This is a genomic window from Micromonospora alfalfae, from assembly GCF_022230925.1.
Taxonomy (GTDB): domain Bacteria; phylum Actinomycetota; class Actinomycetes; order Mycobacteriales; family Micromonosporaceae; genus Micromonospora; species Micromonospora alfalfae.
Genome location: NZ_JAKKFH010000034.1, coordinates 319,865 through 334,581 on the forward strand (window position 1 = coordinate 319,865; position 14,717 = coordinate 334,581).

Consider the following 14,717-nt stretch of genomic DNA (forward strand, 5'->3'; position numbering starts at 1 on the left):
GAGGACTCCCACCCCGCCCGTCACTGTTCGCGTTCGGGCAACCGCAGCAGCGGAGACCGGCCCGGTGGCTGCTCGGGCGGCGGGCCGGACGGGTCGGCCGGCGGCACCGGCACCGTCACCGGCTCGTCGCAGGTCACCCGCAGCATCTGGTCGTGGTGGCGCAGCTCCACCACGTCGTCCGGGCCGCCGTGCCGCAGCGAGTACGTCGTCTGGTGCGGCCGGACGTCCACCCGCAGCGCCAAGCCCCGCCACTGGAGTGAGAACTCCAACCGGCTGAGTCGGCTGGAGAGCCGGGGGGCGAAGGACAGCTCGCCGTCGTGGTCCCGTAGACCGCCCAACCCGCTGACCAGGGCGAGCCACGCGCCGGCCAACGACGCCATGTGCACGCCGTCGCGAGTGTTCTCGTTGAGGTCGTGCAGGTCCATCAGCGCGGCCTCGCGCAGGTAGGTGTGCGCGAGCTCGGGGTGGCCCACCTCGGCGGCGAGCACCGACTGGGTGCAGGCCGACAACGACGAGTCGCGTACGGTGCGACGCTCGTAGTAGAGGAAGTTGCGCACCTTCTCCTCGGGGGTGAAGGCATCCCCCCGCCAGTGCATGGCGAGGACCAGGTCGGCCTGCTTCACCACCTGCTTGCGGTACAGCTCGAAGTACGGGTAGTGCAGCAGCAACGGGTACTTCTCCGCCGGGGTGTGCGTGAAGTCCCATTCCTGGAGTCGGGTGAAGCCCTCCACCTGCTGATGGACCTCAAGCTCCTCGTCGTACGGGATGTGCATGGAGGTGGCGGCGTCCCGCCAGCTCGCGGCCTCCTCGTCGGTGACGCCGAGGTGGAACGCCTCGTCCCGGTGGCGCATGACCACGTCGGCGGCGGCGAGCAGGTTCCGCTGCGCCATCAGGTTGGTGTAGACGTTGTCGTTCTTCACGGCTGTGTACTCGTCCGGGCCGGTGACGCCATCGATGTGGAACAGCCCGTGCCGGTCGTGGTGACCGATCGAGCGCCACAGCCGGGCGGTCTCCACCAGCAGCTCCAGCCCGATGTCCCGTTCCAACTGGGTGTCCCCGGTGACCATCACGTAGCGGCGCACGGCGTCGGCGATGTCGGCGGCGATGTGGAAGGCTGCCGTCCCGGCCGGCCAGTACCCGGATGATTCCGGGCCGCCGATGGTGCGCCAGGGGAAGGCGGCGCCCCGGAGGTTGAGCGTCTCGGCGCGTTCCCGCGCCGAATCCAGAGTGCTGTGTCGCCACTGCAACGCGCTGCGCACCGCGCTCGGCTGGGTGTAGGTGAGCACCGGCAGGACGAACATCTCGGTGTCCCAGAAGGCGTGACCGTCGTAACCGGGGCCGGTCAGCCCCTTCGCCGAGATCGGCCGCTGCTCGGCCCGCGCGCCGGCCTGCAACACGTGGAAGAGACCGAACCGGACCGCCTGCTGCACCTCCGGGTCGCCTTCGACCAGCACGTCGGAGGCGTCCCAGAACGCGTCGAGGTAGTTGCGCTGCTCCCGGTGCAGCCCGTCCCACCCGTCCAGCCGGGCACCGGCCAGTGCCGCGCCGACCTGGTCGCGCAGCGCCGGCAGGGACCGTCGACTCGACCAGCTGTACGTCAGATACTTGATCACCCGCAGCTTCTCGCCGGGCTGGAGCACGCAGGCGATTGTGGTACGCACCCAGTCCTGGTAGCCCTCGGACTCGATCGTGGTGTGGTCCGGGCCGTGCACCTCGTGCTCCATGGCGGCGGCGACCCGCAGACCGGAGACCTTGGTGCGGTGGATCAGCTGGCCGCCGTCGGGGGTGGTCAGCTCTTCCTCGGCCTGGAGCGGCGACTCCAGCACCGCCGCGACCCGGGGGTCCTTGCTCTGCGCGGGCAGCGACTCGTTCGCCACCAACTCGGACTGCACGATCAGCCGCAGCGGGCGGTCGACGGCCTCCACCTCGTAGCTGATGGCGGCCACGGACCGCTGGGTGAACGAGACGAGACGGGTGCTGCGGACCTTGACCTCCCGGCCGGCGGGCGAGCGCCAGTGCAGCTCCCGGTGCAGCGTGCCGGCCCGCAGGTCGAGGATCCGTTCGTGGGCGATCAGCTCGCCGTAACGCACGTCGAGCGGTTCGTCGTCGACCAGCAGCCGGATCAGTTTGCCGTTTGTGACGTTGACGATGGTCTGCCCGGACTCGGGGAAGCCGTAGCCCGCCTCCGCGTACGGCAACGGACGCAGTTCGTAGAACGAGTTGAGGTAGGTGCCGGGCAGGCCGTGCGGTTCGCCCTCGTCGAGGTTGCCGCGCAGGCCGACGTGCCCGTTGGAGAGCGCGAAGACCGACTCCGACTGGGCCAGCACGTCCATGTCCAGCCGGGTCTCCCGGACGTGCCACGGCTCTACCGGATAGGCGCGCTCCCGAATCATCTGAAGCCTCGTTCGGCGGCGAGCGGGTCGGTAGCGGTGCGGTTCGGCGCCGGTGGGTCCGCGCGGTCGAGGAGGTCGGCGAGGTCCGTCACCACGATGTCGGCACCGTGGGCGAGTAACTCGTCGGCCTGGCCGACCCGGTCGACGCCGACGACGTAGCCGAAGCCACCCGCGCGGCCGGCGGCCACCCCGGAGAGGGCGTCCTCGAAGACGGCGGCCTGGGTCGGGTCGACGCCGAGCGCCCTGGCCCCGGCGAGGAACGTGTCCGGGTGTGGTTTGCCGCGCAGCCCCTGCGCACGGGCGACCAGCCCGTCCACCCGGGCCTCCAGCAGTGGCTCGAACCCAGCGACGGCGACCACCTCACCTCCGTTCGCGCTGGCGGTGACCACGGCTCGGCGGAGCCCGGCGGCTTTTGCGGCCTTCAGATACCGCACGGAGCCCGGGTAGACCTCGACGCCGTCGGTACGCAGGCGGTGCAGGAGCAGGACGTTCTTGCGGTTGCCAAGGCCGTTGACTGTCTCCGCCTCCGGCGGGTCGTCCGGGCCGCCCTCGGGCAGCACGATCCCGCGGGAGGCGAGGAACGACCGGACGCCGTCGGCGCGGGGGCGGCCGTCGACGTAGCGGTTGTAGTCCGGGCCCGGATCGAACGGTTGGAACGGTTCGCCGGAGGCCGTGGCGCGCTGGCGGAGGAACTCGTCGAACGTCTGCGTCCAGGCGGCGTTGTGTACGCGGGCGGTCTGCGTCAGCACACCGTCCAGATCGAAGAGACAGGCGGTCACGTGAGCAGGTAGGCCCAGCACGGTACGAATCTATCCACCCTGCTGGGCCCGCAAACCCGTTTCGGCCGCCCTGAGGCGTTTCAGTTCGGTCGCAGCGTCCAGATCACTGTCATTTCCGAGGTGGGCTTGCCGTCCTCGGTGGCGATCTGGACCGTGACGGGGAATTCCGGGCGCCGACCGGCGGCCAGTTCCTCGGTCACCTCGGTCGCCGACCGGCCGAGTCGCGCGGTGGCCAGCACCGGACCCATTGCGAGTTTCCGGTAGGCGATCTCGGCCCGGACGGCCAACGGCACGGCCCGATCGAGCAGTTGCCCGAAGGCGGCCAGCACCACCGCGCCGGAGGCCGTCTCGCCGAGGGCGAACATGGCTCCGGCGTGCGGGCCCCCGATGTGGTTGTGGGTGGCCGGTGAGTCGGGCAGCCGCACGACTGCCCGCACGCCGCCCTCCGCCTCGGGTGCCACCTCGACGAACTCGATGCCGAGCGTACGAGCGAACGGCACCGCTTCCAGCATTCCGGCCGCCACCTGGCGGGAGTCGATAGTCATGACCTGACGTTACTAATCGGTAACCAGGCCGGCAACCAGCTACTTTCCCGTCAGGGCCCGCTCAGAGGTTGCCGATGATGCGCAGGATCTCCGCATAGAAGTTGCCGTCGATGCTGCGGAAGAAGGAGAAATCCTGCCCCGGGTCGCCGAAGAACGGCCGCAACGTCCACGCCAACTGGGTGCCGACAAACCCGAAGAGCAGGATCCAGATGTAGAGCAGTGTCATGCTGGCCGGCCGCTGCGTCGGCTCCCCGCGCCGGACCGTACGGCCGTCCCACGGGCGTTGCGCCACGTAGCCGGGCGGCAGCATGCCGGGCGGGAACGAGGCACCGGCCGGCTGCCCGGCCCACTGCGTCGGAACCGGGGCCGGGGGCGTCGCAGTGGTCACGGCACCGTTCGCTGTCGACTCGGCCACGGCGGCTCCGGCAGGCACGGCGACCGGTTCGGTGCTCTGACCGGCGGCCGGCGCGGCAGCCGGCGACGGCCCGGCGGGCACCGCGGCCGGCACGGCCTGGACCGGCGCCGGGGCGCTGGCCTGCTCGCCGACAGTGGCGTTGGCGGCCTCGGGCGCGAGCAGGCCGTGGTCGTTGAGCACCTGCATCCCGCTTGTCAGAAAGCGCAACCCGACCAGCGCCGACAGGGTCAGGATCGACACGTTGAGCAGCTTGAAGAACCCGTAGTCGTTGGCGGTGATCAGGAAGAAGAGGCTGATCGGCGCGAACGCCACAGCGAGCATCGAGGTGACGGTGATCGCCACCATCACCAGCGCCACCGACTGCCGCACCGAGAGCCGGGCACCGAAGACCAGGTTGAACAGGTAGAGCGTGGGCAGGCAGATGACCAGGGTGACCAGGAACAGCAGCGGCAGCTTCAGCGCCGAGGTCAGCGCCATCAGCGGGCTGTGGAAGAAGCCCAGCACCGCCCCGTAGCAGGCCAACGCGATGGCGGAGCTGGTCAGCATCCGCCCGGTCAGGGCGTTGAGGTCACGCTCGGCCACGATCTGCTGCCAGATGCCCTCGCGATCCCGCAGGATGCGCTCGATGACGAGCGGGCTGGGACGGTCACCCGACACGGGTGCACCCCTCTCGGTGGTATTTCACAGTGGACTGGGTGGGCAGACGGTAGGGCACCGGGTGGCGGGCCCGCCACCCCGTCCGGGGACGTCGTCAGCGCCAACCCACGTCGATCCGGTCGCCACGCTCGTCGAAGAAGTGCAGCGCGTCCATCCGTACCGAGACGGCGAGCGGGTGACCGGCGCTGACCGCCGGGTACGGCGCCAGCCGCACCGCCAGCTCCGCCGGACGGCGGTGGTGCCGGCCCGGATCGGGCAGCACGCTGGTCTGGACGCCACTGGGCGGGGCCTCCTGCGCCTCCACCGGCTTGCCGGTCAGCCGCTGCATCACCGAGCCGAACCGGCGCAGGCCTCGCTGGCCGACCGGCGGCGATTCGAGTGGGGCGCCCATCTCGTCAACCACGATCGCTGTCGCGCCGATGTCGAGGAACGCCAACGACTCGTGCCCGTGGTGCTCCAGGTAGCGGATCCGCCCACGCAGCACGTCGCCGGGGCTGTCCGGTGCGACAGGGGTGAGCGCCTCGGCCCGCATGCCGACAACGATCCGCTCACCGTGGTAGTGCGCCACCGCCCTACTGCGGATGTCGTTCCAGGGCAGGTAGAGCGACTGGTCACCGAGGTTCAGCGTGACGTAACGGTCGAGATGGACGTAGACCGACGCCTCCAGCAGGTTCATCCGCGGGCTGCCCAGGAACGCCGCGACATAGAGCGTCGCCGGCCGGCCGTACACCTGGGTCGGTGTGCCCACGTCCTGGAGTACGCCGCGGCGCATGATGGCCACCCGGTCGGCCATGGTGAGCGCCTCGGCCTGGTCGTGGGTGACGTAGACAGTGGTGACGCCCAGCTCGCGGGTCAGGCCGGAGATCTCCGCGCGCAGCTCGGCCCGCAGACCGCTGTCCAGGTTGGACAACGGCTCGTCCATCAGGAACAGGCCCGGCCGGCGGACGATCGCACGCCCCATCGCCACCCGCTGCCGTTGCCCGCCGGAGAGCTGCCCCGGCTTGCGGGCCAGCACGTCACCGATGCCCAGCGCGCTCGCCACGTCGCTGACCCGCTCGCCCCGCGGCTCGGGCTCGACCCCGGCCAGCCGCAGCGGAAACGCGATGTTGTCGCCAACCGTCATGTGCGGGTAGAGGGCGAAGTCCTGGAAGACCATGGCGATCCTGCGGTCCCGTGGGGGCAGGTCGTTGGCCAACTCCCCGTCGAGCATCACCGCACCGGTGGTCGGCTCCTCCAACCCGGCGATCATCCGCAGCACCGTCGACTTGCCGCAGCCGGACGGCCCAAGCAGCACCATGAACTCGCCGTCGTTCACATCGAGGTTGATGCTGTCGACGGCGAGCGTGCCATCCCGGAAAACCTTGGTCACATCCTTGAGCGTGACGGTGCTCACCGTCTTCCCCCCCAGCGCGCGTCGGCCGAACCCCACAAGACTGTGACCAGGATCATGGGTTTGTGACATCGGGTAAACGTCTCATGTTCGATCGATGACACTGCTATTACACGACAGAAGCGTCGATCAGCAGCGCGTGGATCGCTCGTCCGGCTCCCCGAGGAACACCTGCCGCACCACCCGCTCCGCCGCCCGCCCGTCGTCCAAAGTGCAGAACCGGGCCCGGAAATGCTCGCGGGCCTTCGTCGCCGCGTCCGAGCGCACCCCGTCGGTACGGAACAGGTCGAGCAGATCGGCGAAAGTGGAGGCTACCGCGCCCGGCGGTTCGGCGGTGACGTCGAAGTAGACGCCCCGGGCCAGCCGGTACGCCTCCCAGTCCGGGGTGTACAGCACGATCGGCCGGTCCAACACCGCATAGTCGAACATGGCCGACGAGTAGTCGGTTACCAGCACGTCCGCCACCAGGTAGAGATCCTCCACCCGTTGATGGCCGCTGACGTCACGAACCCGCTCCCAGTCCCTCGGCTGGCCGGGCCGTCGGTCCCGGTCGTGGAAGTAGTGGCTGCGCATCAACAACCGGCCCGAGTCACCCAGCGCCTTGACGAACCGGTCCGGGTCGAACGGCGGCCGATAGCCGGGCAGGTGCTCGCGGTGCGTCGGGGCGTACAGGACGACCTGCTCGTCGGGGTCGAGGCCGAACTCCGCGCGGAGTCGGCGCACCTCGTCCGGGCTGGCGGTGACCAGGCGATCGTTGCGCGGGTACCCCACCTCCAGCGTGGTGTACGTGGCCGGGTACGCCCGGTCCCACATCTGGGTGGAGAAGCTGTTGGCGCTGACGCTGTAGTCCCAGCGGTCCACCCGGCGCAGCAGCCCGGCGAAGTCCATCCGACCCGCGCCGATCGGGTAGCGCTGCTGATCCAGCCCCATCACCTTGACCGGCGTGCCGTGGTGCGTCTGCACGTGCACCTGTTCGGGTCGCTTCCTGACGAAGTCCGGAAAGTTGACGTTGTTGACCAGCCACCGGGCGCGGGCGAGCACCCGGTAGTACGCCGGCGTGCCGGCCACCACGTACTCCACTCCGGCCGGCACGCTGTCCACCCGGTCCCGACGCACCACCCACACCCCGCGCACCCCCGGCGCCAATCGGCGGGCGACCTCGTAGATGGCCGCCGGGTTGCAGGAGTAGCCCCGGTACCAGTACGCCGCGTACACGGCGAGCGCCGGGTCGACCGGCCGCCGCAACTCGGCCCGGTAGTACTCGCGCAGCAGCCCGTCCCGGGTCAGCCGGGCACCGCGCCGGGCGACCGGGCCGACGGTGCGCCGCGCGGTGCGGGCCCGTCGGCGGGCGGCGTCGCGGGCCCGGCCGGCGGCCCGCAACGCGCTGAAGGTGCGCCACCGGCCGGAGGCGACAAGCTTGTGCTTGATCCCCTCGACTCCGTCCGGTACCGGATAACCGCCGGCCGGCAGCCAGCGCTCGTAGTCCGCTGTGATCTGCGCGAAGAACGCCTCCCGCAGTTCCGGCGCGATCCGCTGACCGTTGCCGAGCACCGTCAGGTAGTGCCAGATCATCCGTTCGAAGACCACCGGCCGCAGGGCCTCCGTCGCCGACCCCCACGACTCCATCAGGTGGAACACCCGGTGCCACTGCGGGAAGACCTCGAAGTGCCGGTCACCCCGGGTCCGGGTGATCGCACCGGCGCGGCGTTGGCGGTAGTTGACGCAGACCCGGTCCAGTACGCCGATCCGGTGCGCGGCCATCAGCACCGGGTAGCTGAACGAGACATCCTCGTACCAGCCGGGTGCGAAGCGCAGACCCAGATCGGTGAGGAACTCCCGACGGACCAGCCGGTTCCACGCGGTGTGCAGCAGGTGCATCGCCTGCGGCCGGTCCCGCAGGCGGAAGGTGCCCGGGCCCGGCGACTCCGGAAACACCTCGGCCATCGCGCTGCGGGTGGCGGTGTCGTTCCAGTGGGTGCGGACGTGGTCGACGAGCAGGACGTCCGGGCGGGTGACCCGCAACCGTTCGGCGACCTCGGTCAGGCACTCCGGGGCCAGCCAGTCGTCGCCGTCGAGGAACCACACGTACTCGCCGACGGCCCGGTCCAGCCCGATGTTCCGGGCCGGACCGAGGCCGACGTTCTCCGACAGCCGGACCGAGTGGACCCGCTGGTCGCGGGCCGCGTACTCGTCGATGATGTCGCCGCTGGCGTCCGGCGAGCAGTCGTCGACGGCGATCACCTCGATGTCCGTCTCCGGCTGACCGAGGATGGAGTCCAGGCACTCCCGCAGGTATCCCTGCACCCGGAAGGCGGGCACCACGAAGCTGATCAGAGTCATCCGGCCGCCCTCCGTCAGCGCGGCGCGGCACCTCCAGCGCCCGCCGGCGCCACCGACGCCCGCGCGCTACGGGCCGGTCGCACGAACCAGGCCAGGACGACGCTCACCACGAAAACCACGAGAAGGTACGCACCGAGTGTAGCCAGTCCGATACCCGCAATACCGGCGATCGCCGCGAGGGCCAACAGCACGGAACGTCCCTCCCAGCCCAGCGTCGCCGCGTGCAGGGGCGGTGCCGCCTGACGCTTCTCCAGCCGGGCGGTCAGGTCGTAGTGGTGCACAGTGAGCACGAAGACGTACCCGAAGATCAGCCAGCCGGGTGCCGCACCGACCACCCCGACCGCGATGGCGAACAGGTACTCGGCGGCCCGCAACGCCGCAGGCACCAGCCAGTCCAGCGGACCGTTGTGCGCCGCCCCGGCGCCCAGGCCGCCGACCAGCAGCACCAGCAGCGCCACCGGCACCGCCCAGCGCAGCCCCTCGGGCGCGTCGCTCAGCAGCGCCCCGACCAGCAGCACCGCCGGGCCGAGCGCGGCGATCACCGCCAGGGTCAGCGGCCCCATCGGGCGGACCACCGGCAACCAGCGGGCCAGCGGGCCGTCGTCGCGGTGCAGGGTGGCGTCGACAGTGTCCAGCACCGGCACCCACATCCAGCGGGCCCGCAGCGTCCGCAGCGCCCCCGTGTACGCGAACGCCAACACCCCCCAGACCAGCACGGCGATCAGGCTGACCAGCGGGTTGAACAGCGCCACTGTCAGCGCGATCAGCGCCCACCGCTCGCCGATCGGGAAGACCACTGTCCGCTTCAGCCAGTACGACACCGACCCGGTGTCCGCCTGCACCCGGGTCGACGCCGCGTTGAGCCGGTCACCGATCCCACCGCTGGCGTTCGTCGCCGTACGCGGGCGGCGGGCAGCCTCGTCGTGCAGCACCCCGTACCAGGTGTCGGTCATGTGCCGGACGGTCTGCAACGTCATCGCGGCGATCGCGAGCGCCCACCCGTTGCCCAGCCCGGCGTGGCTCACCCCGAAGCCCAGCCCGGCGTAGACCAGGTACTCCTTGGCCCGGTCCGCCATCGTGTCCAACCAGCCACCCCAGGCGCTGAAGTGCCGGGTGTAGCGGGCCAACTGGCCGTCCACGCAGTCCAGCACGAAGCCCAGGTAGAGCAGCACCGCGCCACCGACCAGCGCGGGCCGCCCACCGACCCCGAACAGCACCGCCGCGCCCAACGCGAAGAGCACCGAGATCACCGTCACCCCGGTCGGGGTGAGCCGGAGCCGGGCCGAGAGCCGGACCACGTACGGCGACCAGGTGCTGACGAAGTAGGTGGAGAAGAAGTCGTCCTTCTCCTTCACCGACAGCCGCAACTCGGCCCGGTCCTCGTCGACAGCGGTCACCGCCGCCTCGGCAGCGGTGAGCCCGGCCGGGTCCTCGACCCGGTGGGCGACGAGCAGGCGTACCCGCTGGGCGAAGATCAGGGTGCCGAGCGCCGCGAGACCCGCGAAGAGCCGGTCCACGGCGGACCCGGGGCCACCGGCCGCCACCGACCCCCCGGACCCGCCCCCGCCGGTCACCGGCAGCGGCGCGACGTCGCCGGCCGGGCCGATCGGAGCGGCGACGGGGAGCATCCCGGACGTGGCGGCGCGGGCGGCGGCCGCGAGGGTCGGCAGGTCGTCAACGCCGACCCGCAGCGCGCCGCCGAACACGCCGGTGGCGGCCCCGTCGAGGGCGTCCAACGCGCCGGCGTCGACCACCTGGCCGCGCTCCTCCCGCACCGCTGTCCGACCGGGCACCGGCGGGTCACCGAGGACCAGCGCCACAGTGGGACCCACCGGGCTGGTGGCCAGGTGCCGCAGTACAGCCGTGTGCGCCACCAGGTCGGTGCCGGTGATCAGCACCGGGACGGTCGCTGTGGTGACCAGGTCGGACAGCTCGTCGAGGTTGGCGGCGAAGCGCACCTCGTCCGCCCCGGCCAGGCGCAACTGGTCGGCCAGCCGGTCGGCCAACGGCTCACCGGTCGCAGTGGTCAGGCCCGCCGCGGGCATCCCGGCGGCGAGCACGATCGCGAGCGTCACCGCGGGACCGCTGCGTGGTACGCGTCGAGCGCCTCGGCGATGGTGCCGTCGAGCGTCAACCGGCCCGCGTCGAGGTACAACCCCCGACGGCAGAACCGGGTCAGGTCCTTTTCGTTGTGTGACACCAGCACCAGCGTGCGCCCCTCCCCGAGCAGACGATCAATAGTCGCGTAACACTTCTTGCGGAACTCCGCGTCCCCGACCGCTGTCACCTCGTCCATCAGCAGGATCGGGTGCGGCAGGTGCGAGATGATCGCGAAGCCCAGCCGCACCTTCATCCCCGACGAGTAGTGCCGCACCGACGTGTCGATGGCCCGTTCCACCTGCTCACCGGCGAACTCGACGATCTCGTCGAAGTGCCGCTTCAGATAGCTCGTCGACAGTCCGTGCAGCCCACCGACCAGGTGCAGGTTCTCCCGCCCGGTCAGGTCGTTGGAGAAACCGGCGGACAACTCCAGCAGCGGCGCCACAGCGCCGTGCACCCGGATGTCGCCCTCATCCGGAATGAGCACCCCGGCGATCAGCCGCAGCAGGGTGCTCTTGCCGGTGCCGTTGCGCCCGATCACCCCGACGGTCTCGCCGGGCTCGACGGTGAACGACACGTCCCGCAACGGCCAGAACTGGCCGGGCAGGGCACCACGCGCACCCCGGTGGATGAACAGCTCCCGCAGCCGCAACTGGCGGCGACGGTTCCGCACGAACCGGATGCCCAGCCCGTCGGCCTCGATGATCGGCGCGGCCACCTCAGAGCTCCTTGAGCACTGCGGGCTCCAACCGGCGGAACGACCACCAACCGGCGGCCAGCACCAGCAGGCTGCCGACGACAGTGGTGGCGAGCAGCCGGGCGTCCGGGAACTCGTCCGGATACCAGATCGCGTGGTGCAGCTGGAAGATCCCGACCAGCGGGTTCAGCTCGTACACCACCTTCAACCAGCCGGGCAGGCCGGACTCCCGGACCAGGCTGAGCGGATAGATGATCGGCGTGGCGTAGAAGAGCACCCGGATGATCAGCCGCATCAGCCGTTCCACGTCGCGCATCAGCACGTTCCACGCGGACAGCAGCAGGGCGAGCCCGGTCAACAGGACGGCTTGGACGGCCACCGCCAGCGGCAGCGAGAGCAGCGACCAACCCGGATGGATCCGACCGTGCGCCGCGTAGATCACCGCGATGGCGATAAGGATCGGCAGGCCGGCCGCGTACTCGGCGAACCGGCCGGTGACCCGACCGATCGGAAAGACCTGACGTGGCACGTTCATCGTGGTGATCAACCGGGACTGGCCGGTCAGCGCGTTCGTCGCCTCACTCAGCGCCGAACTGGTCCACATCCAGGCGAAGATGCCGGTGATCAGGAACAACGGGTACGAACCGGCCGCCTCGCCGAGGTGCCGACCGGTGTCCCGGGAGTAGAGCACCCCGAAGACGAACCAGTAGATGGCGCCCATGCCGAGCGGCTCGATCAACGACCAGAAGTAGCCCAGCACCGACTGCTGGTACTTGACCGCAAGATCCCGCCTGACCAGGATGCGCAGCGAGTTGCGGTGCGACCACAACGCCGCGACGCCAGAGGTCACCGCAGCCTCCCGCCTCCTGAAACGGACGACAGGTTAGCAGTCGGTGAACGATTGCCCCGAATCGACCGGACTCAGCACTCGATCACGTTGACGGCCAAACCGCCACGCGCCGTCTCCTTGTACTTGACCTTCATGTCGGCGCCCGTCTCCCGCATGGTCTTGATGACCTTGTCCAGCGACACCTTGTGCACCCCGTCGCCGCGCAGCGCCAGCCGGGCGGCCGTGATCGCCTTGATGCTAGCCACCGCGTTCCGCTCGATGCAGGGGATCTGCACCAGGCCACCCACCGGGTCACAGGTCAACCCGAGGTTGTGCTCCATCCCGATCTCGGCCGCGTTCTCCACCTGCTCCGGGGTGCCACCGAGCGCCTCGGCCAGCCCCGCCGCCGCCATCGAGCACGCCGAACCGACCTCACCCTGGCAGCCCACCTCGGCGCCCGAGATCGAGGCGTTCTCCTTGAACAGCACACCGATCGCACCCGCCGTCAGCAGGAACCGCACCACACCCTCGTCATCGGCGTCCGGCACGAACCGGGTGTAGTAGTGCAGCACCGCCGGAATGATCCCGGCCGCGCCGTTGGTCGGCGCGGTGACCACCCGGCCGCCAGCGGCGTTCTCCTCGTTGACCGCGAGCGCGAACAGCGTCACCCAGTCCATCGCGTGCAGCGGGTCCGCCGACCCGGCCTCCGCTTCCAGACCACGCCGCAGCTCCGCCGCCCGCCGCCGAACCTTCAACCCCCCAGGGAGTACGCCGTCCCGCTCGCAGCCGCGCTGCACGCACTCCTGCATCACCCGCCAGATCTCCAGCAGACCGGCCCGGATGTCCGCCTCGCTGCGCCAGGAACGCTCGTTGGCCAGCATCACCTCGCTGATCGACAGCCCGGTGCGGGTGGTGATGTCGAGGAGCTGCGCCCCGGTCAGGAAGGGATACCGCACCACAGTGTTGTCCGGCTTGATCCGGTCCGCCCCGGCCGCCGCCTCGTCCACCACGAACCCGCCACCGACGGAGTAGTAGGTGCGGCTGCGCAGCTCGACGCCGGCCCCGTCGTACGCCACGAACGTCATCCCGTTCGGGTGATACGGCAACGACCGGCGGCGGTGCAACGTCAGGTCCCGATCCGGGTCAAAGTCGATCTCGTGCGCGTCGAGGATGTTGATCCGCCGCTCGGCCCGGATCCGCTCGACCCGAGGACCGACAGTGTCCGTGTCGACAGTCTCCGGCGACTCGCCGGACAACCCGAGCAGCACCGCCGGACCGCTGCCGTGGCCATGCCCGGTAGCACCCAACGAGCCGAACAACTCGGCCTGCACCCGCGCCGTGTCGCTGAGCAGCCCGTCGGCCTTCAGCCCACCAACGAACGTCCGCGCGGCCCGCATCGGCCCCACAGTGTGAGAGCTGGACGGCCCGATACCGACGCTGAAGAGGTCGAAAACACTGATCATGGCTGCGCTTCCTCGCCGTCGTCCCGGCGTACGGGACCCGGCCGGGTCGTGACCGCCGGTCTGGCGGCCCCGCTCGTGACCGTCCGGGGTATGGGGTGCCGGCCCTCCGGGGTGTGGAAGACCGATCAACCAGCCTACCCGCCCAGCTCACCGCCCACCCGGTCCGGGACGTGAACACCCGACCACCGTCCCCCGCCCGCCCCGACCGGCCCGGCGCCGCCCCGCCCGGTGCCACCCTGGTCGACCCCGCCCGGTGCCGCCCCGCCCGGTGCCGCCCCGCCCGGTGCCGCCCCGCCCGGTGCCGCCCCGCCCCGCCCCGGCGCCCGCCACCCGCCGCCCGCCGCCCGCCGCCCGCCGCAAGATCGTGCTCGATCCAGGATGTAGTGGTGTCCGTGCGCCTCGATGCCACTACAACCAGGATCGGGCACGATCTTGGGGCGGCTGCGGTGGGCGTGGCAGACCGGGCGGCGGGCGGCAGGCGACCCGGGGAGGCGTCAGCAAGGGGCTGCCCGGGTAAAGCACCTACGGGTCCACGGGTTGCCGCTCCTCCTCGGGACCGAGGGCGAGGTGGCCATCCCTTTCTACCGTGGATTGCAGACGCGGCGCACCGCCGCAGAGTGGGAGTACGACGATGAGTCGCAAACTGGTCCGGCCCCGCGAGGGGCGCATGATCGCTGGTGTCTGCGCCGGCCTCGGGCGGCGGTTCGGCATGTCGGCCGGAATGGTCCGGCTGCTGTTCCTGCTGTCGCTGTTGCTGCCCGGCACGCAGGTGATCGTCTACCTGATCCTGTGGGTGCTGATGCCGAACGAGGACCGCTACCTCGCCTCCACCGGGCACTGATCCCGCCCCCACAACACACGTAATCGGAGATCTTGGACAGTTTCCGTTAGCTGCTAACGGAAACTGTCCAAGATTGCTCGTATCGCAGCCCAACGGCATCGCAGATCCGGTAGGTCGGTGGTCAACTTCGGCCAGGGCAGGGCTTGGGACCGCCCCGGACCGCCCGGCCACCGCCGCGGACAGCCCGGGACCGCGCCGGGACCACCCACGACCGCCGCGACCGCCGGGACCACCCGGACTGCCCGCGACCGCCGGGACCGCCGGGACC

At 70.7% G+C, this 14,717-nt stretch carries 11 protein-coding genes; 1 reads left to right on the top strand and 10 read right to left on the bottom strand.

Going from position 1 to position 14,717, the window contains the following annotated elements; all coding sequences use genetic code 11:
• Positions 1-20 precede the first annotated feature (20 nt).
• The 10 genes from MED01_RS27145 to MED01_RS27190 form a co-directional block, all read right to left on the bottom strand.
• Positions 21-2,393, bottom strand: coding sequence for a glycoside hydrolase family 65 protein (locus MED01_RS27145; RefSeq protein ID WP_238671352.1), 2,373 nt, complete (start codon positions 2,391-2,393; stop codon positions 21-23).
• A complete protein-coding gene (locus MED01_RS27150) occupies positions 2,390-3,193 on the bottom strand; it encodes an HAD family hydrolase (RefSeq protein ID WP_238671353.1) in 804 nt (267 codons plus the stop codon). The genes MED01_RS27145 and MED01_RS27150 overlap by 4 nt, the downstream gene beginning before the upstream one ends.
• A 59-nt stretch (positions 3,194-3,252) precedes the next feature.
• Positions 3,253-3,717: a DUF4442 domain-containing protein gene (locus tag MED01_RS27155; RefSeq protein ID WP_238671354.1), complete on the bottom strand. Its 465-nt coding sequence runs from the start codon at positions 3,715-3,717 to the stop codon at positions 3,253-3,255.
• 61 nt (positions 3,718-3,778) lie between these two features.
• Positions 3,779-4,789: a hypothetical protein gene (locus tag MED01_RS27160; RefSeq protein ID WP_238671355.1), complete on the bottom strand. Its 1,011-nt coding sequence runs from the start codon at positions 4,787-4,789 to the stop codon at positions 3,779-3,781.
• A gap of 94 nt (positions 4,790-4,883) precedes the next feature.
• A complete protein-coding gene (locus MED01_RS27165) occupies positions 4,884-6,182 on the bottom strand; it encodes an ABC transporter ATP-binding protein (RefSeq protein WP_238671356.1) in 1,299 nt (432 codons plus the stop codon).
• Positions 6,183-6,308: 126 nt separating this feature from the next.
• Positions 6,309-8,519 carry a bifunctional glycosyltransferase/CDP-glycerol:glycerophosphate glycerophosphotransferase gene (locus MED01_RS27170; RefSeq protein ID WP_238671357.1) on the bottom strand — a complete coding sequence of 737 codons (2,211 nt, stop codon included), beginning with the start codon at positions 8,517-8,519 and terminating at the stop codon, positions 6,309-6,311.
• 14 nt (positions 8,520-8,533) lie between these two features.
• Positions 8,534-10,564 carry a DUF5941 domain-containing protein gene (locus tag MED01_RS27175; protein ID WP_238671371.1) on the bottom strand — a complete coding sequence of 677 codons (2,031 nt, stop codon included), beginning with the start codon at positions 10,562-10,564 and terminating at the stop codon, positions 8,534-8,536.
• Positions 10,565-10,590: 26 nt separating this feature from the next.
• A complete protein-coding gene (locus MED01_RS27180; protein ID WP_238671358.1) occupies positions 10,591-11,337 on the bottom strand; it encodes an ABC transporter ATP-binding protein in 747 nt (248 codons plus the stop codon).
• 1 nt (position 11,338) lies between these two features.
• A complete protein-coding gene (locus MED01_RS27185) occupies positions 11,339-12,166 on the bottom strand; it encodes an ABC transporter permease (RefSeq protein ID WP_238671359.1) in 828 nt (275 codons plus the stop codon).
• Positions 12,167-12,237: 71 nt separating this feature from the next.
• Positions 12,238-13,608: an L-serine ammonia-lyase gene (locus MED01_RS27190; RefSeq protein ID WP_238671360.1), complete on the bottom strand. Its 1,371-nt coding sequence runs from the start codon at positions 13,606-13,608 to the stop codon at positions 12,238-12,240.
• A 631-nt stretch (positions 13,609-14,239) separates the two neighbouring features.
• Between MED01_RS27190 and MED01_RS27195 the strand changes: the two genes are divergently transcribed.
• Positions 14,240-14,449, top strand: a complete 210-nt coding sequence (locus tag MED01_RS27195) for a PspC domain-containing protein (RefSeq protein WP_030486383.1) — start codon at positions 14,240-14,242, stop codon at positions 14,447-14,449.
• The last annotated feature ends 268 nt before the right edge of the window (positions 14,450-14,717 follow it).

Excerpts from the sequence above, each read along its gene's own strand:
- MED01_RS27155 (WP_238671354.1), bottom strand. The coding sequence starts at position 3,717 with ATGACTATCGACTCCCGCCAGGTGGCGGCCGGAATGCTGGAAGCGGTG.
- MED01_RS27175 (WP_238671371.1), bottom strand. The coding sequence starts at position 10,564 with ATGCCCGCGGCGGGCCTGACCACTGCGACCGGTGAGCCGTTGGCCGAC.
- MED01_RS27190 (WP_238671360.1), bottom strand. The coding sequence starts at position 13,608 with ATGATCAGTGTTTTCGACCTCTTCAGCGTCGGTATCGGGCCGTCCAGC.
- MED01_RS27145 (WP_238671352.1), bottom strand. The coding sequence starts at position 2,393 with ATGATTCGGGAGCGCGCCTATCCGGTAGAGCCGTGGCACGTCCGGGAG.
- MED01_RS27170 (WP_238671357.1), bottom strand. The coding sequence starts at position 8,519 with ATGACTCTGATCAGCTTCGTGGTGCCCGCCTTCCGGGTGCAGGGATAC.
- MED01_RS27195 (WP_030486383.1), top strand. The coding sequence starts at position 14,240 with ATGAGTCGCAAACTGGTCCGGCCCCGCGAGGGGCGCATGATCGCTGGT.